This window comes from Brevibacillus sp. HB1.2 (assembly GCF_013332495.1).
GTDB classification, from domain to species: domain Bacteria; phylum Bacillota; class Bacilli; order Brevibacillales; family Brevibacillaceae; genus Brevibacillus; species Brevibacillus porteri.
Genome location: NZ_JABMIU010000002.1, coordinates 268,668 through 289,205, shown reverse-complemented (window position 1 = coordinate 289,205; position 20,538 = coordinate 268,668). Strand labels below are relative to the sequence as shown.

Here is a 20,538-nt window from a genome sequence, read left to right as displayed (position 1 = left end):
GGGCTGGGCCGTCATGGCAATCAAGCTAATCAATATCGGTTTTGGCAACATTGTCAATGCCAACCGCATTATTTCAATTGTAAGTCCGGAGTCCGCTCCTATCAAACGGATCATCCAGGAAGCGCGCGATCGCAACATGCTTGTGGACGCTACTTATGGGAGACGTACACGTGCAGTCATTATTACAGACAGCGATCACGTGATTTTGTCAGCGGTACAGCCAGAAACAGTGGCACAGCGCTTGACTACGAAGGATGACGAATCGGACGAATAAAGTAGGAGTGTAAACAATGAGTATGGTTGATCGTGGTCTCCTTTTGGTTCTTTCCGGACCAGCTGGTGTGGGAAAAGGAACAGTATGCAAGGCACTTCGTGAAGTGATGCCTGATCTGGTGTATTCTGTTTCCGCTACCACACGCCAGCCGCGTCCTGGAGAGGTAGAAGGAGTTAATTACTTTTTTAAAAGCCAGGAAGAGTTCAAGCGGATGATTGAAGAAGATGCTCTTCTGGAATGGGCAGAATACGTAGGAAATTACTACGGAACACCTCGTCAGTTCGTGGACGATATGCTGAATGAGGGGCGCGATGTTATTCTTGAGATCGAAGTTCAGGGTGCGCTTCAAGTGAAAGAGAGCTTCCCGCAAGGTACATTCCTGTTCCTGGCTCCTCCTGATTTAAACGAACTGGAAAACCGGATCGTGGGACGCGGGACAGAATCACAAGAGATTATTCGCAAGCGCATGGAAGTGGCGCGTGCTGAAATCGAGCTCATGGACCACTACGATTATGTAGTCGTCAATGACGTCATCGAATCGGCTTGCGATCGAATTCAAGCGATTATTACAGCGGAGCATCTGAAAAAAGATCGTCAGGTTCACAAATATAGCAAATGGTTACAGGAGGTTGAATAGAATTATGTTGTATCCATCTATTGACGAATTGACCGAAAAAGCAGAGAGCAAGTACATCCTGGTGACAGTAGCATCCAAGCGTGCGCGTCAGCTTCGCGAAAACAGCGAAATTCAAGTGGTGAGACCAAAATCCAAAAAGTTTGTAGGTTTGGCACTGGAAGAGTTCATCTCCGACGAGCTCGTTCACGAGTTTTTGGACGGTCGCAAATAAGCAGTCACCTTTAAAAACAACCTCACGAGGTTGTTTTTTTCGGATTTCGGATAGGGGAGAAGGGAGAGAGTGCAGATGCATTCGCTTGCAGGAAAACGAATTGTTCTTGGGGTATCGGGCGGCATCGCTGCTTACAAGGCTGCTGCATTGACCAGCAAGCTGACACAGGCAGGTGCATTGGTGCATGTCATTTTGACAGAGGGTGCCTTACAGTTTATTCAGCCTTTAACGTTTCAAGCCTTGTCTCACCTACCTGTTTATACGGATACATTTACAGAGCCAGACCCGCATGTGATTAGCCATATTGAACTGGCTGATCGAGCTGATCTCGTATTGATCGCGCCAGCAACGGCAAACGTGATTGGCAAAATGGCGAATGGCATAGCGGATGATATGCTGACGACGACTGTACTGGCTACGAAAGCGCCTGTCATGGTCGCGCCTGCCATGAATGTCAATATGTACAATCACCCTGCAGTTATCGCAAATATGGATAAGCTGACGGCCTATGGTTATCGGTTTGTTGAACCGGGTGTCGGGCTCTTGGCATGTGGATGGATTGGCAAAGGACGTTTGGCGGAGCCAGAGGAAATCGTCGAAGCTGTTCGTCAATGGTTTGCTTCCGATGAGACTAGACAAATGATCCGAGAAAAAGATTTGCAGGACAAGCATGTACTGATCACAGCTGGACCGACCCGTGAAAAAATTGATCCAGTTCGTTACATAACCAATCATGCTTCAGGCAAAATGGGCTACGCTATCGCGGAAGCGGCACGAGACAGAGGGGCGAAGGTCACACTGATCAGTGGGCCGACTTCCTTGGCACCTCCTGATGGAGTGGAATTCATCGCGGTGGAATCGGTACAAGAAATGTTTGATGCCGTCATGGAGCAGTTGCCTCACTGTGACATCGTCGTCAAATCAGCAGCAGTGTCCGATTATCGACCAAAGCATGTATCTGAACATAAGATGAAAAAGGGTGATGGTCCACTCGAACTGGAGCTGGAGAAAGCACCCGATATTTTAAAGACCATTGGTGATCGGAAAACGAAGCAATTCGTCGTGGGCTTTGCAGCAGAAACCCAAAATGTGTTGCAGCATGCCCAGTCCAAGCTGGAGCGAAAAAATCTCGATATGATCGTAGCCAATAACGTATTGCTCGAGGGTGCAGGTATGGGGAGCGATACGAATATCGTGACCTTGCTAACCCGTGGCGGAGAGCAACTGGCATTGGATAAATTGAGCAAGCGGGCTGTGGCAGACAAGTTGTTTGATGCTGTCCTTGCAGTACAAGAACATAAACCGCTTCGAGACCTGTCATGATTGCTCAAATTATCGTGGACGTTCCGGTCAATCGAACGAATCGACCTTTTGATTACCATGTTCCGCCTTGGTTGCGTCCACTGATTCGCATTGGTAGCCGTGTGGTTGTCCCATTTGGTCCCCGTCAACTGCAAGGCTATGTCATTGGGATCGTCGAGGACGACGAAGCCATACCAGATCGTTCGCGACTAAAAGATGTCGTGCAGGTACAAGACGATACTCCTCCTCTTACGCCAGAGCTGTTAAAGATGAGCGAATGGATGTCCAAGCAATACTTGTGTCCGTGGGTAACGGCTGTACAGGCGATGCTTCCTGCTGTGCTCAAAGGGAAGTCGGAGAAGTGGCTGACGGCGACAGACGCATTGGACGAAGAGGCATGCGGGAGATCGGGGCTTCTGTGGGAATTGTTCCGCAAACGGCAACTACCGCTAGCAGAAGTAGAGAAACAATTTGCGGAGGAGTATTTGCTCGTTCCGGGTTGGATACAGAGTGGTCTGCTTGCTACCGAATATCAAGTAAGGGACAAAATTACCCGCAAGCAGCAATCATTTGTCCGGAGTTTATTGGATGAGGGTAAGCTGGAGGAAGCGATAAGTTCGTTGCCAGCGCGGGCGGAGCAGATGCGCCGTGTCCTTCAACTGATGCTCATGCACAAGGAGCAGTCCTTGTCTGTACAAATGCTGCGGGATGAATACGGAATAACGCGTTCTCCGCTAAAAAGCCTGGAATCAAAAGGCTGGATCGCGATCGAGCAAGTGGAGGTTTACCGGGACCCGTACGCCAATCGACGTTTCCAGGAAAAGCAAAAGCCTGTCTTTACCTCGGTGCAGGAAGCGGCACTGACACCTATCTTGCAATCGATTGATTCGGGGACGTATGCTTCTTACTTACTGCACGGTGTTACCGGAAGCGGGAAGACAGAAGTGTATCTCGAAGCGATCGAAAGTACGTTGGAAAAAGGGCGCGAGGCGATCTTTCTCGTTCCGGAAATTTCACTGACTCCGCAAATGGTGGAGCGCTTCAAGGCCCGTTTTGGTGCAGACGTAGCTGTTTTGCACAGTGCGTTGTCACAAGGAGAGCGCTATGACGAGTGGCGCAAGATCATTCGTAAACAGGTCAAAGTGGTGGTAGGTGCACGATCTGCCATCTTTGCTCCGTTTCGGAATGTTGGTTTGATTGTGATTGATGAAGAGCATGAGAGCTCGTATAAGCAAGAAGAGACCCCTCGCTATCATGCACGGGAAGTAGCCCTGTGGCGAGCGAAAGAGAATCAGGGTGTACTCGTCATGGGAAGCGCGACTCCTGCCTTGGAGACGTATGCACTGGCTACCCGAGGCCGCTACGAGCTGTTGCGCATGCCAGAGCGCGTCGGGAACCGTCCGATGCCGCAGGTACATGTCGTGGATATGCGAGAGGAGCTTCAGTCCCAGAATCGTTCGATGTTCAGCCGGAAGCTGCATGAGATGATTGCAGATCGATTGGCAAAAGAAGAACAGATGGTCATTTTCCTTAACCGAAGAGGCTTCTCTACCTTTGTCATGTGTCGATCCTGTGGCTATACGATGCGCTGCATTCATTGCGACATCTCGCTTACTTATCATAAAACGAATCATACGGCACGTTGCCATTACTGTGGATATACCATCGCACAGCCTAAGCATTGTCCGGAGTGTCAGAGTGAGCATATACGCTTTTTTGGTACCGGAACACAAAAGGTGGAAGCGGAGCTGGCCAAACTTTTCCCTGGAATCCGGGTCATCCGCATGGACGTGGATACGACCTCGCGTAAAGGCTCTCATGAAGAGCTGCTAAACAAATTCCGCGCGGGTCAAGGCGACGTTTTACTCGGTACCCAGATGATTGCCAAGGGCCTTGATTTTCCACGAGTGACGCTAGCGGGAATCATTGCAGCGGATACTTCCTTGCATCTGCCTGACTTCCGTGCGGCGGAAAAGACATTTCAGCTCCTGACGCAGGTAGGTGGACGGGCAGGACGGCATGAACTGGACGGAGAAGTATTGATTCAGACGTATACGCCAGAACACTACAGCATTGTCCATGCGACCAAGCATGATTATCCCGCATTTTATCAGGATGAAATGATGCAGCGCAGACGAACAGGCTACCCGCCGTATTTCCGTCTCGTATTAATTACGTTTAGCCACGAGGATGTACCTGTTGTTATCCGTGGTGCGCATACAATGGCTGACTATTTGCGGCAGCGTTTGGCACAGACAACGGTCCTCTTGGGCCCAGTCGCTTCGCCCATTGCGAGGGTGAAGGATAGATTTCGTTTTCAGATCATGCTAAAATATCGTGATGAACCGCAACTGTCAGACCTGCTCGCTCAGGCGACGGCTGCGTTTGAAGAATGGAACAAACAGCAGAAAGTATTGATGACGATTGACGTCGACCCTTACGTACTGCTTTAGGGAGGATATGAAACACATGGCGATTCGCACAATTGTAAAACATCCAGATCCGATTTTGCGTGAAAAGGCAATGGTTGTAACCAAATTTAATTCCAACTTGCACAAGCTGCTTGATGATATGGCAGATACGATGTACGATGCAGACGGTGTAGGCTTGGCTGCTCCACAAGTGGGCATCTCCAAGCGTGTCATCGTAATGGATTGCGGTGATGGACTGATTGAAATGATCAATCCGGAAATCGTTGAGCATGAAGGTGAGCAATACGATTATCCAGAAGGCTGCCTGAGCATTCCTGGCCTGCAAGGAGACGTTCGCCGCCACAAGTGGATCAAACTGCGCGGTCATGATCGTAACGGGAATGTGGTTGAGCTCGAGGCAGACGACCTGTTGTCCCGTTGCGCTCAACACGAGATCGATCATTTGAATGGTGTCCTCTTTATCGATGTAGCTGACAAGGTGTACAAAGTAAACCCGAACCAGGAAGGGGAATAACCATTTGAAAGATGCTCGCATCCTGTTTATGGGTACTCCTGACTTTGCTGTATCGAGTCTTACGGCTGTACTCGAAGCAGGCTACAACGTGGTTGGAGTCGTAACAAAATCCGATCGTCCCGTTGGACGCAAGCAAGTATTGACGCCGCCCCCCGTGAAGGAGGCGGCTTTGCGTCATGGACTTTTGGTATTGCAACCGGAGAAAATCAAGGCAGAAGAAGCCTTGGATGAAGTGTTAGCGCTCGAGCCTGATCTGATCATTACCGCGGCGTATGGACAGATTTTGCCGAAGAAATTGCTTGATGCACCGAAATATGGCTGCATCAATGTGCACGCTTCTCTTTTGCCGAAATATCGTGGGGGTGCCCCCATTCATAAATCAATTGTCGAGGGAGAAGCGGAAACAGGCGTGACCATCATGTACATGGTGGAAGCTCTCGATGCAGGGGATATGCTGTCCAAGGTAGTCGTTCCGATTGAGGAGCGCGATACCGTGGGGACCATGTTTGACAAATTGGCTGCGGCAGGCTCTGAACTGTTGCTGGCTACCGTTCCACGCCTGTTGGCTGGTGAGCTCGTAGCAGAGCAACAGGATCATTCGGCAGCGACTTTTGCCCCGAATATTAAGCGTACAGACGAAAAAATTGACTGGAGCCGTTCTGCAGAACAGATTTACAACCAAGTCCGCGGCTTGAATCCGTGGCCGGTCGCATTTACTACATGCGAAGGCAAGATTTGGAAGTTGTGGTGGGTAGAAAAAATGCTTGCGTCGGGCGAAGGCAAAGAGCCGGGAACGATCATCGCCCGTGAGGAAGACGGTATCGTGGTCGCTTGCGGTAGCGGTGCAGTGAAAATAACCGAATTGCAGCCAGAAGGCAAAAAACGTATGAGTGCACTCGACTTTTTGCGTGGAGCGGGCAGCAACATTGAAATCGGCACAAAGGTAGGAGAATAGTCCGTGGCAAAAAAGGGAGCTCGCGATATCGCCCTCGATGTTTTGAACAGGGTAGAAGAACATAAGTCCTACAGTAATCTTGAGCTGCGCAATGTCTTGGATCGTGAAAATCTCAGTGCAGCAGATGCAGGGCTGGTGACGGAGCTTGTGTACGGTACCATTCAGCGAAAGATGACGCTGGATCATGTCCTGTCTCATTTTGTCGGGAATAAAAAGGTACAGACTTGGGTTCGTAATTTGTTGCGTCTCAGCTTATATCAAATTCACTTTTTGGACCGTATTCCTGAGCGCGCTGCCGTACACCAGGCGGTTGAAATCGCCAAGAAACGCGGTCACCAAGGGATTGCTTCGATGGTCAACGGTGTCTTGCGCAATGTATTGCGCCAGCCGGATGTGTGGGAGCGTCAGCCAAAAGGCGACCGTGCTTTGCAAATCGCCGTAGCCTATTCTCATCCAGAATGGCTTGTGCGTCAGTGGCTTACGGTCTATGGAGAAGAGACGACGATTGCGATTTGCGAAGCCAACAACAGAACGCCGCATAGCTCTATCCGGGTCAATGCATGGAAAACGACGAAGGATCAAGTGCTGGACAAGCTGGCGGAAGAAGGGCTGGAAGGCCAAACATCGTCTGTCAGTCCTCATGCTATTTTGATGGAAGGCGGACATGCAGCAGGCTCTCGCTTGTTCAAGGAAGGCTACTTCACGATTCAGGATGAGAGCTCCATGCTCGTAGCACCAGCTCTTGCTGCACAACCAGGCATGCGTGTACTGGATGCTTGCGCGGCTCCTGGTGGAAAAACAACGCACATAGCAGAAATGATGGAAAACAGCGGGCAAATCATTGCGAGTGATGTGCATCCGCACAAACGCGATCTGATTGCGAGTGCAGCGAAAAGACTCGGGATTACAATCATCGAGCCAATCGTTAGTGATGCGCTGGACCTACCTGAAAAAGAGCTGGGAACTTTCGATCGAATCCTGCTGGATGCGCCGTGTACCGGATTTGGCGTGATTCGTCGGAAGCCAGATCTGAAATGGAACAAAACGCCTGAAGATGTCCGTGCGATTGCTCAGTTACAGTACGAACTGCTCAAGACGTTGGCACCGATGCTTGCTCAGGGTGGTGTCATGGTTTACAGCACATGTACGATCGAGCCAGCAGAAAACCAGGAGATTGTTCGCCGCTTTGTCGAAGAACACCCTGATTTCGTATTTGATGATACACTGGCACAAGACCTGCCTGAGGTTGTCAGAGGGCATGTCGATGAAACCGGAGCCTGCGTACAAATTTTGCCTCACCATTTCGAGAGTGATGGATTCTTTATCGCACGATTGAAACGAAGAGGATAAGGAAACGGACGTACAAACAAGGGGTGGCGCACCAACAGGTGGAAAATGCCACTCCTTTGCCTTTGTTTGCGAGCGCTCAGATTGGTTTACACTAGGAAAAGCGATGCATTTATGAATCTGGATGTCAAAACCGTTTGAAGCGAGACGCCCCACGAGGTACAATGATAGAATGGATTTAGGCAAGCAATGATTTTGAGGATGTGGAGATAGAATGCCGTTAACGACATTTACTGGCGCAAAGCCGCTTATTTACAGTTTGACGCAAGATGAAATGAAGGAATGGCTGGTTAGTGCCGGCGACAAAGCATTTCGTGCGCAACAAATTTTTGACTGGTTATATGTAAAGCGTGTCACTTCTTTTGAAGAGATGAGCAATTTGTCCAAGGAGCTGCGCGAAAAGCTGGCTGATACATTCCGCATGGGTCCGCTCAAGGAAATCACGCATCAAGAATCGCAGGATGGAACGATCAAGTTTTTGTTCCAGCTTGTCGATGGACATGCGATTGAGACGGTGATTATGCGTCATAACTACGGAAACAGCATTTGTGTTACGACACAGGTGGGCTGCCGTATCGGATGTACGTTTTGTGCATCTACATTAGGTGGACTAAAGCGTAACCTGGATGCAGGTGAAATCGTCTCTCAAGTATTGACGGCACAACGCAGATTGGATGCGGAAGGTGAGCGTGTCAGTCACGTTGTCGTCATGGGGATCGGGGAGCCTTTCGAGAACTTCGAGAGCTTGATGGCGTTCTTGTCTGTAATCAACGATAACCGTGGACTGAATATCGGTGCTCGTCACATTACAGTTTCCACCAGTGGAATTGTGCCGAAGATTTACGAGTTTGCTGAACAAGGCGGACAAGTGAACCTGGCGATTTCCCTGCACGCTCCAAACACGGAGCTGAGAAGCCAGCTGATGCCGATCAACCGCGGCTTCCCGCTTGCTACGCTGATGGAAGCATGCCACCATTACATTAACAAGACAGGGCGTCGTATCAGTTTTGAGTATGGTCTGTTCGGCGGGAAAAATGATCAGCCTGAGCATGCAGAGGAGCTGGCCGAACTCATTGGCGACATGCTTTGCCACGTGAATCTGATCCCGGTGAACTACGTACCAGAGCGTGATTATGTGCGCACGCCACGCAATGAGATTTTTCAGTTCAAACGCATTTTAGAGGAAAAAGGAATCAATGTGACCATCAGACGCGAGCAAGGCAGTGACATTGCTGCTGCATGCGGACAATTGAGGGCACAACACGCTAAAGAAACCGTGGGGTGATGCCATGGAAATCGCGATGAAATCCCATGTTGGCCGCGTTCGTCAGGTTAACGAGGACTATTATGCCTGTGTGACCGATTTAAACGGACGCGTGCTCGCCATTGTAGCAGATGGTATGGGTGGCCATCAGGCTGGTGATATCGCCAGTCGCCTTGCTGTTGAGCGAATAGTAAAAGAACTGCGTCACCTAGAAGGGGACCTCGAAGCAGAGGATGTGCGTGAGCAATTGATGAACGCCATCCTGCTTGCGAATAAAGAAGTCTATGAATATGCGATTGAACATCCGGAGTGCAGTGGCATGGGTACAACCGTGGTTGCTGCTTTGTTCGACCAATCCTCCGTGATTACTGCGCATATTGGCGACAGCCGTCTGTATTTTTACAACCAAGACGGTCTGGTCATGAAGACAGAAGACCATTCCCTTGTAAATGAGCTGTTGAAAAGTGGACAGATTACAGCCGAGGAGGCGTCTGTCCACCCTCATCGCAACGTCATTATGCGTTCGGTCGGGACTGAACCGGATGTGCTCATTGATCTTGGGCAGTTTGAATGGTCAGAGGGTGATATCGTCTTGATTTGCTCAGATGGACTGAGCAACAAGGTCAGTCATCCTTCCTTAGAAGAAAATTTGCAGAAACAGATATCGTTACAAGCGAAGGTGGACGGTTTGGTGCAAGAAGCACTGGATGCTGGTGGGGAAGACAACATAACGCTGGTTGCCGTACGAAATACGCTTGATGCCGGTCAGGAAGAGGGGTGAGAGAGATGGAAGGTCAACGACTGGGAGGACGATACCAAATAGAGTCCCGCGTCGGTGGGGGCGGTATGGCCATTGTATACAAGGCCAAAGATTTAATATTGAATCGTCCAGTGGCAGTTAAAGTGCTGCGTTCACAGTTTGGTACGGACGAAGATTTCGTCAATCGTTTCCGACGTGAAGCGCAGGCGGTGGCGAGCTTATCTCACCCCAATGTGGTTGGGGTGTATGATGTCGGTCAGGAAGGCGATACCCATTACATGGTGATGGAGTACATAGAAGGCTACACGTTGAAAGAGGTCATCATTCAACGTGGTGCGCTGCCGGTAGAAGAGGCAGTGCGGATCGCCGAGCAAATTTGCGATGCACTCGATCATGCGCATCAAAACCAGATCATTCATCGAGATATCAAGCCGCATAACATTATGATTGGAAAAAATGGTCGGGTGAAGGTTACGGACTTCGGGATTGCGAGAGCCGTTACTTCAGCAACGATTACGCATACGAATGCGATGCTTGGCTCTGTCCATTATTTTTCGCCAGAGCAGGCGCGCGGCGGGATTACCGGGGAAAAATCCGATATTTACTCGCTGGGGATCGTCTTGTACGAAATGGTGACGGGTGAACTGCCGTTTTCCGGTGATTCGCCTATATCAGTGGCGCTCAAGCATTTGCAGGAGCCGCTTCCAGAGCCGCGCCAAGTCAATCCGGCTATCCCGCAGAGTGTAGAAAATGTCATTTTGAAGGCGCTGGTAAAGGATCCATTTCTCAGATACGCGTCCGCGAGTGAAATGCTAGAAGATTTGGAGACCTGCCTGTTCCCAGAGCGATTAAACGAAGAAAAGCTGACGTTCCCGGTGGATGAAGAGATGACGCGTGTGGTGCCGATCATCACACCTGACATGCTCGAAGGCCATACCAATGGCAAAACCGGAGGAGCGGGGCGTAGCCGCTATGAGCAGCGTACGGAAGAAGAGGATGCCAAACCAGCCAAGAAACAATGGTGGGTCAAAGCTCTGTTGTGGGTAGGTGGTATCGGACTGTTTTTCGTACTGGCATTCTTCGGATTTAACTTACTGTTGAATCTGTTCCCGTCCGTTCCAGAGGCACAGGTACCTCATGTGGAAGGGATCGAAGTAACGCTCGCTGAGAAGAAGATTCAGGATGCCAAACTGGTTGCCCGTATCGTGGAAGAAGCCAATGATACGATAGAAAAGGGAATGGTGATACGCCAAGACCCTGCACCTCCCATGCGGTTAAAGGAAAATTCCGTTGTAACTTTGTATGTAAGCAAAGGACAACAAGAGATTAACATGCCAAATCTGGTTACGCTGCCGCGAGCAACCGCAGAAGAAGCATTGAAAAGCAATGGTTTTAAACTGGAGAATGTCACTTTCGTAGAGGAAGAGGACGACAAGGCTGAGGTAGGGACGGTTATCAAGCAGACTCCAGCCGCAAATGAAAAAGTGTTCCCTACTAAAACGAATGTGACGGTCACGATCAGTAAAGGAAAAGCCTTCGTGAAAATGCCGGATGTGCGGAATTTATCAGTAGAAGCTGCACAAGTAGAATTGTACAAAAAAGGACTGACTGTTGGGGAAATCACCAAAGTGCCTACTTATACGACGGACAAACCAGGTATTGTTCTCAGCACTCACCCTTACGATCCGGGAATGGATGTGCAAAAGGAAGTAGCGGTTCCGCTTGAGGTCAGCAATGGCCAATATCCGCAGGACGCTAAGCTGGCAAACGTTCCGGTTTATGTAGAGGTTGTGCCTGGTGAAACACTGGAAGTGAAGATTGAAGTGACAGATGCTCGTGGAGAGGCAAAAGCTCCGCTCACGGAAACGATCACCGAAAGTAAAGAGTACGATGTACCAATTGTCTTGGCGCCACAGAAGGACTCGGTAGTCAAGGTCTTTGTGAAACGATCGACTGATCAAGGCTTCATTGAATACCAGACAATTCCAGTTTCGTATAACAGCTTGCCATAGTGTAGTGGAGGGACATGAATGCCAGAAGGACGGATTGTGAAAGCGCTCAGCGGTTTCTATTATGTAGCCGACGAAGGGCGAATCTACAGTTGCCGTGCACGAGGGCTCTTCAAGAAAAAAGATGCAAAAGTAAATCCACTGGTTGGGGATTGGGTCGTCTACGATGCGATCAATGAGGAAGAAGGCTATATCATGGAGGTGGGCGAACGGACGAATGAGTTGGTTCGTCCGCCCGTTTCCAATGTGGATCAGGCGGTACTCGTCTTTTCGATGTACAAGCCGATGTTCAGTCCGTTGCTGTTGGACAAGTTCCTAACGCACACGGAGCGTGCAGGGATTGATTCTGTGATTGTGCTATCCAAAGCCGATCAAGTGTCGGAAGAAGAGGTAACCGAAATCGTGGAGAAGTATGAAGCGATCGGGTATCGCGTGATTCCGACCTCAACAGCGGATCAACGCGGTGTGGAGGAAGTGCTTGAGGTTTTGCGGGACCGTATTTCGGTTTTTGCAGGTCAGTCAGGTGTAGGCAAATCCTCCCTGATCAACATGCTGTTTCCGGGTGTCAGCCTGCAGACAGGAGATGTCAGCCAAAAGCTCGGACGCGGAAAGCATACAACGCGTCATGTCGAGCTGATTCCACTTGCGGGCGGCGGCTATGTGGCAGACACACCGGGCTTCAGTTCACTGGAATTTATCGATTTCTCCGAGCTAGATCTGGCGGAATCCTTCCGGGACTTTGCCGATCGCAGCTCGGAATGCAAGTTCCGTGGCTGTCTTCACGTAAGCGAGCCAGCTTGTGCCGTGCAGGCCGCACTGGAGGCTGGTGAGATCAGTAAACAGCGCTACGAACACTACAAACAATTCCGCGAAGAGCTAAAAGAATACCAACGGAGGAACAAACCATGGTAAAAATCGCACCTTCTATCCTATCTGCTGATTTTGCCCGTCTGGGTGAAGAAATTCTCGATGTCGAGAAGGGAGGAGCGGACTGGATTCACGTGGATGTAATGGATGGACACTTCGTTCCAAACATTACGATCGGCCCTCTGATTGTGGAGGCGATTCGCCCAGTGACCAAGCTGCCTCTCGATGTGCACTTGATGATTGAGGAACCAGATCGCTACATTCCGCAATTCGCGAAAAGTGGAGCAGACTGGATTACTGTTCATCAGGAAGCATGCCGTCATTTGCATCGCACGCTGCACTTGATCAAGGAGCAAGGTGTAAAAGCAGGAGTGGTATTGAACCCGGCTACACCGATTTCCACGATCGAGCCAGTCCTTGCTGATTTGGATATGGTTCTCCTCATGACGGTGAACCCTGGTTTTGGTGGACAAAAATTCATTCACAGCGTTGTGCCAAAGGTTGCCCAGTTGCGTCAAATGCTGAACGAGCGTGGCTTGGGGCATGTGGAAATCGAAATCGATGGTGGTGTCAATGCACAAACAGCGCGTTTGTGCGAGGAAGCAGGAGCGACTGTCCTCGTTGCAGGCAGCGCGGTATTCAATCAGGCAGATCGCGCTCAAGCGATCGCTGCGATTCGTGGACAGTAAGAATAACACGTAGCTGTAAGCTGACGACGATAGGCAATCGGCGTCAGCTTTTTTTTGTTTTCTCTTGTTTATGCGGTTTGTAATCATCTGAATATTGTAATTAATTACCTGATAAATCAATTAATAATAAAAATAAAAGTATAATTATAGTTCATACTACAAATAGAATAAAATCGAATTATTCTTACTCCTATAAGGATTATAGGTGATAACTGGTAAAGGTTAATTAACAAAAATAAAACATTTTGGAAAATATTGCTTTTTAATAAATATAATGATTAAATCAAATTATCCAGATAGTGGTAAAAATTTCCTATCTGAGAGATACTGGCCAGTATCAAGAAGTGTTTCTCGCCCTCTAAAAAAATCAGGAGTTGATCATGTATGAAATCGTTATGGAAAAACAGTGTAGCGGTTCTAACCATTCTCTCCATTCTGCCATTTTCACAAACTGCCGTGCATGCTGAACAAAAGCATTCGGGGCCGATCTCGACTTCTCAAGTAGACGTGCAAACGAAAAAATTGTCTATTGAAAAAGAAGGTAGATTGTCAGCGGCTGAACGAGCATTCGTAGGAAAAGTAAAATCGAAAAAGGGTGTACATCGTCAAGGCGACCTGTATGTGGTCTCCCGTGGTGAAATGCCTACCTCTGGTTATAGTTTGAAGGTTGTTGGAACTCAGCAAGGATGGGAAATGCTCACGGTTTATGTAGAGCTGACCAATCCTACTCCAGAAGATATTACAATGCCAGCGGTGCACACACCTTATATCATTGTGCGGGCAAGCCTGCCGCCATACACAACAATGGTGTTTATGGATGCAACGACAGATAAGGTATTGTTCCGATAAACTGCTTGATGGATAGAAATGGAAAAAGGCCGGATATAATCATCCGGCCTTTTTTTAGTCGAGACATGCTGTTTTGGGTGCCAATCTTATAAAAATTCCCCCTTAGATTTCATCGGGTAACCAGGTGGTTTTTCCAATGACGATTCTAAGGGGCTCGTCGCAGAGTTGCTATTCTATTTCGGATGAGTGGAAAATTAAGGCTGATTCGATGTTACATACGTACCGGCGATCAAATCATGGATCGAGCGTTTATCCTGACGAACACCAACCATGATGGCGCTGACGATTATACCAAGACCGAGTGTAATGACATACACGATTCCTCCGACGAGGTTGCGTAACAGCATGGTTCCGATTCCTACAGGCTCTCCATCGATTCGGGCGATGCGAATCCCGGCAATTCGTTTGCCCACCGTATAGCCATGCCAAAATACAGGCACGAGGAGGCTGTACAGCGAGGAGATGAGATTGGTAACAATATTGTCTTCTGTACTGCCTGTAATGATATAGGTGATCAGTAGTAGCGGTAGTCCGATAATGATTGCATCTAGCAGTCCGGCACCGAGCCGACGCCAAAATCCTACGGGATTGCTTGGCGATGTGGTGATTGATTCCATGTTTTCCCTCTCCTTGTTATTCGAATAGGAATATATATGACTGCCCATTCGAAAATAGTGCAGATAAGGCTCCGTCGTTAACGAGACGGAGCCTTAATTTTCCATAAGATTATACACCTGTAAATTTATTATGACAAGGTTAAAAACATCCGAAGCATTACGGCAATCCTGCCAGGAATGGCATCAATGACGATATGCTCGTGGGAGGCGTGGGCTCCATCACCAACAGGTCCCAAACCGTCAAGCGTTGGTGTGCCTGCATCAGCGGCGAAGTTTCCATCGCTTGTTCCGCCGACACCTTGCTCCGTCAATTCAAAGCCTTCCAGACGCGCTTGTTCCTGCGCATGCAAGAACAGTTGCTCGGTACCGGCAGTTCGTTCCATAGGAGGCTTGGTGATACCGCCTTCCACGAACAGCTTGGCTTCCGGATGGACAGGGGTCAGTTGACTCATCAATCGGGTAATACGCTCGCTTTCCTCACGGCTTTGGATACGCACATCAATTTCTGTCATGGCAAAGTCAGGTACGACGTTCGATGCACTTCCCCCTGTAATGGTACCAACAGACAAGGTAGTGCCCGCCTCATAATTCGTAAACGATTGAATATCGAGGACGTGGTGAGCCAGTTCAGCGATCGCATTGATCCCCTTGGCGTGATCATTGCCTGCATGTGCAGCACGGCCTGTGACTTTTAAAAGGAAGTCTCCGCCGCCTTTGCGGCTTGTTTTCAAAGAGCCATCTCCAGCGGCAGGCTCCAGTACCAATGCATATTTACTTCTTTTTGCTTCCTCTCTAATAAGCATTTCGGAGGAAACACTGCCAATCTCTTCGTCGGTGTTCCAAAAAAAGACGAGCTTATTTTTGGGCGAAAGATTGTGTTCCATCATGGCGCGCAGGGCGAAATAGCTAAAAACGATCCCCGCCTTCATGTCGTATGTACCAGGCCCATAGAGTCGGCCATTTTCCTCGCGACAAGGCTCAACGGCTAATGTACCAATTTCTTTTACGGTATCGAAGTGACCGAGAATGAGGATTTGTTCGTCGCCATCTCCATACTCCATTCGCAGCTGATTTCCGTATTGCTCTTGTGGCAAGCTCTCTACCCGACACCCCAATTGGCGAAAGCGCTCCGCAATCAGACTGCCTAATTGATCGACAGCTTGCTTGTTATGGGTGGGTGTTTCCATCTCTACATATGTACGCAGTTCCTCGATAATTTCTGGGAGCTGCTGCCGAAAATAGGACGTCCAATTTTTCTCCATGTCAGCCTCCTGTAATTCCTTTTACTAGCACTATAAAGCCTTGTTTGCTTTTCTGCCACTAAAATAAAGATTTGCGTATAAAATTCTGTATATTCCGTGTTTAAAATGTAAGTAAAAAATGATTGAAATTGTTTAGATTATGAGTAAAATAATCATTGTGATGCATAAATATAAGTTTTCATGCAAATTAATGCTACGAATAGACTGCTTTATGCGTAAAAATCATAACAACGGGGGTTCATCATGAAGAAAACAAAATCATTTATTTCTCTGGCACTTACTTCAATGCTTGCGGCAGTCGTGATCGCTGGATGCGGTACAGGCAATCAAACAGCAACAGGACAAGCACCTGCGCCTTCTGCTGGCGACAAGAAAACATTGGTCATGGCTACTTCGGCTGACTATAAGCCGTATGAATATCACGATCTGAGCAGCGGAAAAGATGAGATTGTCGGCTTTGACATCGATATCGCGAAATACATTGCAAAAGAGCTTGGCTACGAACTGCAAATCAATGACATGAACTTTGACGGGCTTATTCCGGCACTGCAAACGAATCGCGCGGACTTCGTTATGGCTGGCATGACAGCAACGCCTGAGCGCGCGAAGAACGCTGATTTCTCTACCATCTATTACGATGCGAAAAATACGATCGTAGCAAAGAAAGACAGCAATTTGACCAAGCCTGAGCAATTGGCTGGCAAAAAAGTAGCGGTACAGCTCGGTTCTATTCAGGAAGGGGCAGCAAAGGAGATTGCAAAGACTGTTTCCGGCTTGCAGATCACTTCACTGAACAAGCTGCCTGAGATTGTTGAAGAAGTAAAAGCGGGCCGCGTAGATGCTGCCATTATCGAGGACACGGTAGCGAAAGGCTTCGTGGAAAACAATGACTCTCTGCAATTCACCACATTGGAAGAAAATGAACAGAATGGCTCCGCTGTTGCGTTCCCAAAAGGCTCGCCGCACGTAGAGAAATTTAATGAAGTCATTAAAAAGATGCAAGACAACGGAGAAATGGACAAGCTGATTCAAAAATGGTTCGGCCAATAATCTCTCCAGGCAACGAAGAATAACTGTATAAGCAGCAAGAGGGGAGAATGGGCATGAATTTGGATTTTGCACAAATCGTGCCCTATATTCCTTTCATATTGGAAGGGATAAAGGGCACGCTACTTGTTACTTTGATTTCGGTTGTATTGGGATTTTTCTGGGGCTCCATCCTCGCACTTATTAAAATTTCGAATGTGAAAGTGCTAAACTGGCTCGCGGTTGTTTATACTTCTGTTTTCCGCGGGACGCCTTTGATTTTGCAGCTTACCTTTGTTTATTTTGCAACGCCACAGCTTACTGGCTACAACATTTCGCAACTGGAAGCAGCAGTGCTAACATTTACACTAAACTCAGGTGCATACATTTCTGAGACGATTCGTGGTGGAATATTGGCGGTGGATAAAGGGCAGTGGGAAGCGGCCAAAGCGCTTGGTGTACCTTATCACCGGATGATGCTAGATATTATTTTGCCGCAGGCTGTCAAAAATATCTTGCCTGCACTCGTCAATGAAACGATTGCGCTCTTGAAGGAATCTGCACTCGTTTCCACGATTGGTCTTGCAGACATCATGCAGAACGCGAATGTGGTCAAAGGCACCATCTTCCGCTATTTTGAGCCATACATGATCGCCGGTATCCTGTACTATGTCATGGTTATGATCCTGACTTGGGTAGCTCGCGTACTGGAACGGAGGATGAGACTCAGTGATTAAGATCGATAACATTACGAAGTCGTTTGGACAACTAAATGTATTGAAGGGCATCACGACGAACATCGGTAAAGGGGAGGTTGTCGCCATCATCGGTCCATCTGGATCGGGGAAGTCAACACTACTTCGTTGCATCAACCTGATGGAGACGCCAACGACGGGTACAATTACGATCAACGGGCAGGAAATCACGGCTCCAAAAGCTGACGTGATGGGTATTCGTCAGCAAATCGGGATGGTTTTCCAGCATTTTCACCTGTTTCCGCATATGACGGTATTGAAAAACTTGACCTATGCTCCGATGAAAGTAAAAGGTATGTCTGCGGCTGAGGCGGAAACAAAGGCGAGAGAGCTATTGGCGCGTGTAGGGCTGGCGGACAAAGCGGATGTCTTTCCATCACGCTTGTCAGGCGGTCAGAAGCAGCGTGTAGCCATTGCCCGTTCACTTGTGATGGAGCCTCAAATCATGCTGTTTGACGAGCCGACCTCTGCCCTCGACCCAGAGATGGTCAAGGAGGTTTTGGAGGTTATGAAAGGGCTGGCTGATAGCGGAATGACGATGGCAATCGTTACGCATGAAATGCGCTTTGCCGAAGAGGTGTCAGATCGTATTTTGTTCCTCGATGATGGTCGTCTCTTGGAGGATACGCCACCAGAAGAGTTTTTCCAAAAGCCAAGAAGTGAACGCGCCCAGCAGTTTTTGGAGAAGGTTCGGTAATACAACTAGCCGCAGTGCCGATGAGGCAGCGGCTTTTTTCTTTGACACGCGCATAGACTTGGGCTAGAATCAGAAACATTATCAGTGTAAAAAATTTTTTGTTTATTCTATTTTGAGGAGTGACTATTTTGGATCGTCAACGGTTGGTCATTTTGTTGGAAATGGCGATGATGGCGGCTCTTGCAATTGTGTTTAGTCAGATCAAGGTTTTCGAAATGCCACAGGGCGGCTCTGTATCTTTGGTGATGGTGCCAATCGCATTGATCGCTGTTCGCCGTGGACTCGCTGCTGGTGTCATTACAGGGCTTGTTGTCGGATTTCTTCAATTGCTCTTGGGCAGTACAGTTGTCCATCCAGTTCAGCTGTTGCTGGATTATCCGCTTGCTTTTGGAGCGCTGGGTCTCGCTGGGTTTGTTCGCCTGTCTGGCTACGAAGGAACGAAGCAACGAATCATGGTTCTGTGGAGCGGCTTGTTCATTGGCGTGATTGGACGATTTGTCTGCCATTTTCTATCGGGTATTATTTGGTTTGGCAGCTACGCGCCAGAAGGTGTACCAGTCTGGCAATATTCCCTCATTTATAACATCACGTATCTGCTGCCAGAAATGATTATCGCGGGAGTCGTCTTGACAGTTGTGCTTAGCAGCGCATCGCAGCTGCTGTTCCCCGCACGCGATCGAGTCGCATAAGAAACAGGAAAAATCGGTATCAAGTACAAACTATCCACATAATGTAATCAGGCAGCGAGTTCCGTTGCCTGATTTTTTACTTCTTAGACATCTACTTTTTTCAGGTGGCAGGATACATGTTTATCCGACAGCAGAATATGATGTAATATGCACGTTTTTGAGAACACCTAAAGGAGGTGCTTACGCGAAATGGGATTGCGCTCCTATCGCCTGCGACAGGGGGGCGCCTTGCGACGTGTTCTCGGGGTTGCGTTGGCTGTCGGGGGAATCACCATTTTCCTGTATTGGGCACCTCCGTGGGTTTGGTATAGCCTATTGGCATTAGCACTCATAGGGGCCGGCGTGTATTTGTATCGTGTGTAGTAATTTCGGTGAGGAGGGGTAGCATGCGGTTTTACACCATCAAGTTGCCGAAGTTCCTGGGTGGCATGATTCGGGGCATCATCGAGGCGTTCAACAAGAAAAAATGAACTTTCGGCCCCGAGCCTCCTTAGGGAGAAGAGTGGAGAAACGGGAGAAATGCAAAAAAGCACCTCGAGGGTGCTTTTTTTCGCATAGCTGAAATCAACTATACGCGAGTTACGAGACCGGATTTCAGTGCTCGAGTACTTACATAAACGCGCTTCGGTTTTCCATTTACGAGAATGCGCACTTTTTGTACGTTGACACCCCAAGTGCGGCGAGTTGCGCGCATGGAGTGGGAGCGAGCGTTTCCAGCTTTAGCAGATTTACCTGTTACAAAGCAACGACGTGCCATTACAATCCACCTCCCTTGTTACATATAAACGGGATTTCCTTTGTGGGAAATACAAATACTCGACTATATTAGCACAACATTGCTGTCAATTGCAATACTTGACAACATGAATTACCTAGTCTTTCTCGTAGGGTTGATAGGATCGACAAAACGCTTCATTTCTCTTTTGTGTTAGTGTAGAATTGTAAGGAAGCATGGTTACGCTTACCTATGACGGTCAAGCTGTTTAACAGAGGAGGAGTCCTTGCATGACAGTGGAAATGAATACATCGCTAGGAAAGATCGATGTTACAGAAGACGTGATCGCACGGATCGCTGGCGGCGCGGCCATGGAAGTTTTTGGACTTGTGGGCATGGCTTCTCGCAAAGCGTTGAAAGATGGAATCGCTGAACTGTTAGGAAGAGACAACCTGAGCAAAGGTGTCGTCGTTCATAACACAAATGGCGAAGTAGTATTGGACATGCACATTATCGTCAGCTATGGCGTAAAAATTTCTGAGGTGGCAGGCAACGTTCAACGCCGTGTTCGATATACCTTGGAGCAAACAGTAGGCATCGATGTGACTGCTGTTAATATTTTTGTGCAGGGAGTTCGTACAGACAGGGATATGTAAGGAGGAACATC

The 20,538-nt window shown here is 48.5% G+C and carries 24 protein-coding genes; 21 read left to right on the top strand and 3 right to left on the bottom strand.

Features of this window, described 5'->3' with window-relative positions; all coding sequences use genetic code 11:
• Positions 1–13: 13 nt before the first annotated feature.
• From remA to HPY28_RS06185, 14 genes are all read left to right on the top strand, one after another.
• The gene (gene remA, locus HPY28_RS06250; protein WP_015891999.1) at positions 14–274 is read left to right on the top strand and encodes an extracellular matrix/biofilm regulator RemA; all 261 of its coding nucleotides are present in this window, start codon (positions 14–16) and stop codon (positions 272–274) included.
• A 16-nt stretch (positions 275–290) separates the two neighbouring features.
• Entirely contained in the window at positions 291–911 is a 621-nt protein-coding gene (gene gmk, locus HPY28_RS06245; protein ID WP_017249468.1) for a guanylate kinase, read from the top strand.
• Positions 912–915: 4 nt separating this feature from the next.
• The gene (gene rpoZ / locus HPY28_RS06240) at positions 916–1,122 is read left to right on the top strand and encodes a DNA-directed RNA polymerase subunit omega (protein WP_016742004.1); all 207 of its coding nucleotides are present in this window, start codon (positions 916–918) and stop codon (positions 1,120–1,122) included.
• Between the two features lie 75 nt (positions 1,123–1,197).
• Positions 1,198–2,445, top strand: coding sequence for a bifunctional phosphopantothenoylcysteine decarboxylase/phosphopantothenate--cysteine ligase CoaBC (gene coaBC / locus HPY28_RS06235; protein ID WP_017249467.1), 1,248 nt, complete (start codon positions 1,198–1,200; stop codon positions 2,443–2,445).
• Positions 2,442–4,877, top strand: a complete 2,436-nt coding sequence (gene priA / locus HPY28_RS06230; protein ID WP_174224328.1) for a primosomal protein N' — start codon at positions 2,442–2,444, stop codon at positions 4,875–4,877. Before coaBC ends, priA begins: the two co-directional genes overlap by 4 nt.
• A 16-nt stretch (positions 4,878–4,893) precedes the next feature.
• Positions 4,894–5,370 (top strand): peptide deformylase, encoded by a 477-nt coding sequence (gene def / locus HPY28_RS06225; protein WP_007728382.1) that lies wholly within the window; start codon positions 4,894–4,896, stop codon positions 5,368–5,370.
• A 4-nt stretch (positions 5,371–5,374) separates the two neighbouring features.
• Positions 5,375–6,325: a methionyl-tRNA formyltransferase gene (gene fmt, locus HPY28_RS06220; RefSeq protein ID WP_017249464.1), complete on the top strand. Its 951-nt coding sequence runs from the start codon at positions 5,375–5,377 to the stop codon at positions 6,323–6,325.
• A gap of 3 nt (positions 6,326–6,328) precedes the next feature.
• Positions 6,329–7,675 (top strand): 16S rRNA (cytosine(967)-C(5))-methyltransferase RsmB, encoded by a 1,347-nt coding sequence (rsmB, locus tag HPY28_RS06215; RefSeq protein WP_173622139.1) that lies wholly within the window; start codon positions 6,329–6,331, stop codon positions 7,673–7,675.
• A 211-nt stretch (positions 7,676–7,886) separates the two neighbouring features.
• Complete coding sequence (gene rlmN, locus HPY28_RS06210) at positions 7,887–8,957, top strand: dual-specificity RNA methyltransferase RlmN (protein ID WP_017249462.1); 1,071 nt, start codon at positions 7,887–7,889, stop codon at positions 8,955–8,957.
• Between the two features lie 4 nt (positions 8,958–8,961).
• Positions 8,962–9,717: a Stp1/IreP family PP2C-type Ser/Thr phosphatase gene (locus HPY28_RS06205; protein WP_069849479.1), complete on the top strand. Its 756-nt coding sequence runs from the start codon at positions 8,962–8,964 to the stop codon at positions 9,715–9,717.
• A gap of 5 nt (positions 9,718–9,722) precedes the next feature.
• Entirely contained in the window at positions 9,723–11,708 is a 1,986-nt protein-coding gene (pknB, locus tag HPY28_RS06200; protein WP_173622138.1) for a Stk1 family PASTA domain-containing Ser/Thr kinase, read from the top strand.
• A gap of 18 nt (positions 11,709–11,726) precedes the next feature.
• Entirely contained in the window at positions 11,727–12,617 is an 891-nt protein-coding gene (gene rsgA, locus HPY28_RS06195; protein WP_173622137.1) for a ribosome small subunit-dependent GTPase A, read from the top strand.
• Positions 12,611–13,261 (top strand): ribulose-phosphate 3-epimerase, encoded by a 651-nt coding sequence (gene rpe, locus HPY28_RS06190; RefSeq protein ID WP_017249458.1) that lies wholly within the window; start codon positions 12,611–12,613, stop codon positions 13,259–13,261. Before rsgA ends, rpe begins: the two co-directional genes overlap by 7 nt.
• A gap of 384 nt (positions 13,262–13,645) precedes the next feature.
• Positions 13,646–14,110, top strand: coding sequence for a protease complex subunit PrcB family protein (locus HPY28_RS06185; protein WP_017249457.1), 465 nt, complete (start codon positions 13,646–13,648; stop codon positions 14,108–14,110).
• 194 nt (positions 14,111–14,304) lie between these two features.
• On the opposite strand, the gene HPY28_RS06180 is transcribed toward HPY28_RS06185, so the two are convergent.
• On the bottom strand, positions 14,305–14,727 hold the full coding sequence (locus HPY28_RS06180) for an RDD family protein (protein WP_017249456.1): 423 nt from the start codon (positions 14,725–14,727) through the stop codon (positions 14,305–14,307).
• Between the two features lie 128 nt (positions 14,728–14,855).
• Positions 14,856–15,989 (bottom strand): M20 family metallopeptidase, encoded by a 1,134-nt coding sequence (locus tag HPY28_RS06175; RefSeq protein WP_173622136.1) that lies wholly within the window; start codon positions 15,987–15,989, stop codon positions 14,856–14,858.
• 243 nt (positions 15,990–16,232) lie between these two features.
• On the opposite strand from HPY28_RS06175, the gene HPY28_RS06170 reads away from it, so the two are divergent.
• The 6 genes from HPY28_RS06170 (at position 16,233) to spoVM (ending at position 19,626) form a co-directional block, all read left to right on the top strand.
• The gene (locus HPY28_RS06170; RefSeq protein ID WP_017249454.1) at positions 16,233–17,039 is read left to right on the top strand and encodes a transporter substrate-binding domain-containing protein; all 807 of its coding nucleotides are present in this window, start codon (positions 16,233–16,235) and stop codon (positions 17,037–17,039) included.
• A gap of 53 nt (positions 17,040–17,092) precedes the next feature.
• A complete protein-coding gene (locus tag HPY28_RS06165; protein ID WP_069849708.1) occupies positions 17,093–17,752 on the top strand; it encodes an amino acid ABC transporter permease in 660 nt (219 codons plus the stop codon).
• Complete coding sequence (locus HPY28_RS06160) at positions 17,745–18,467, top strand: amino acid ABC transporter ATP-binding protein (protein WP_173622135.1); 723 nt, start codon at positions 17,745–17,747, stop codon at positions 18,465–18,467. Before HPY28_RS06165 ends, HPY28_RS06160 begins: the two co-directional genes overlap by 8 nt.
• Before the next feature lie 128 nt (positions 18,468–18,595).
• Complete coding sequence (thiT, locus tag HPY28_RS06155) at positions 18,596–19,156, top strand: energy-coupled thiamine transporter ThiT (protein WP_017249451.1); 561 nt, start codon at positions 18,596–18,598, stop codon at positions 19,154–19,156.
• 189 nt (positions 19,157–19,345) lie between these two features.
• Positions 19,346–19,519 carry a hypothetical protein gene (locus HPY28_RS06150; protein WP_007728365.1) on the top strand — a complete coding sequence of 58 codons (174 nt, stop codon included), beginning with the start codon at positions 19,346–19,348 and terminating at the stop codon, positions 19,517–19,519.
• 23 nt (positions 19,520–19,542) lie between these two features.
• On the top strand, positions 19,543–19,626 hold the full coding sequence (gene spoVM, locus HPY28_RS06145) for a stage V sporulation protein SpoVM (protein ID WP_005831022.1): 84 nt from the start codon (positions 19,543–19,545) through the stop codon (positions 19,624–19,626).
• A 98-nt stretch (positions 19,627–19,724) separates the two neighbouring features.
• Here the strand turns inward: spoVM and rpmB are convergent, their stop codons facing one another.
• Entirely contained in the window at positions 19,725–19,913 is a 189-nt protein-coding gene (gene rpmB / locus HPY28_RS06140) for a 50S ribosomal protein L28 (protein WP_005831020.1), read from the bottom strand.
• A 248-nt stretch (positions 19,914–20,161) separates the two neighbouring features.
• Here rpmB and HPY28_RS06135 point away from each other — a divergent pair, with 248 nt between their 5' ends.
• Positions 20,162–20,527, top strand: coding sequence for an Asp23/Gls24 family envelope stress response protein (locus HPY28_RS06135; RefSeq protein ID WP_007728362.1), 366 nt, complete (start codon positions 20,162–20,164; stop codon positions 20,525–20,527).
• Positions 20,528–20,538: the final 11 nt, after the last annotated feature.

Coding starts and splice junctions, on each gene's coding strand:
- remA (WP_015891999.1), top strand. CDS start 14: ATGGCAATCAAGCTAATCAATATCGGTTTTGGCAACATTGTCAATGCC.
- gmk (WP_017249468.1), top strand. CDS start 291: ATGAGTATGGTTGATCGTGGTCTCCTTTTGGTTCTTTCCGGACCAGCT.
- rpoZ (WP_016742004.1), top strand. CDS start 916: ATGTTGTATCCATCTATTGACGAATTGACCGAAAAAGCAGAGAGCAAG.
- coaBC (WP_017249467.1), top strand. CDS start 1,198: ATGCATTCGCTTGCAGGAAAACGAATTGTTCTTGGGGTATCGGGCGGC.
- priA (WP_174224328.1), top strand. CDS start 2,442: ATGATTGCTCAAATTATCGTGGACGTTCCGGTCAATCGAACGAATCGA.
- def (WP_007728382.1), top strand. CDS start 4,894: ATGGCGATTCGCACAATTGTAAAACATCCAGATCCGATTTTGCGTGAA.
- rlmN (WP_017249462.1), top strand. CDS start 7,887: ATGCCGTTAACGACATTTACTGGCGCAAAGCCGCTTATTTACAGTTTG.
- HPY28_RS06205 (WP_069849479.1), top strand. CDS start 8,962: ATGGAAATCGCGATGAAATCCCATGTTGGCCGCGTTCGTCAGGTTAAC.
- pknB (WP_173622138.1), top strand. CDS start 9,723: ATGGAAGGTCAACGACTGGGAGGACGATACCAAATAGAGTCCCGCGTC.
- rsgA (WP_173622137.1), top strand. CDS start 11,727: ATGCCAGAAGGACGGATTGTGAAAGCGCTCAGCGGTTTCTATTATGTA.
- rpe (WP_017249458.1), top strand. CDS start 12,611: ATGGTAAAAATCGCACCTTCTATCCTATCTGCTGATTTTGCCCGTCTG.
- HPY28_RS06185 (WP_017249457.1), top strand. CDS start 13,646: ATGAAATCGTTATGGAAAAACAGTGTAGCGGTTCTAACCATTCTCTCC.
- HPY28_RS06180 (WP_017249456.1), bottom strand. CDS start 14,727: ATGGAATCAATCACCACATCGCCAAGCAATCCCGTAGGATTTTGGCGT.
- HPY28_RS06175 (WP_173622136.1), bottom strand. CDS start 15,989: ATGGAGAAAAATTGGACGTCCTATTTTCGGCAGCAGCTCCCAGAAATT.
- HPY28_RS06170 (WP_017249454.1), top strand. CDS start 16,233: ATGAAGAAAACAAAATCATTTATTTCTCTGGCACTTACTTCAATGCTT.
- HPY28_RS06165 (WP_069849708.1), top strand. CDS start 17,093: ATGAATTTGGATTTTGCACAAATCGTGCCCTATATTCCTTTCATATTG.
- HPY28_RS06150 (WP_007728365.1), top strand. CDS start 19,346: ATGGGATTGCGCTCCTATCGCCTGCGACAGGGGGGCGCCTTGCGACGT.
- spoVM (WP_005831022.1), top strand. CDS start 19,543: ATGCGGTTTTACACCATCAAGTTGCCGAAGTTCCTGGGTGGCATGATT.
- rpmB (WP_005831020.1), bottom strand. CDS start 19,913: ATGGCACGTCGTTGCTTTGTAACAGGTAAATCTGCTAAAGCTGGAAAC.
- HPY28_RS06135 (WP_007728362.1), top strand. CDS start 20,162: ATGACAGTGGAAATGAATACATCGCTAGGAAAGATCGATGTTACAGAA.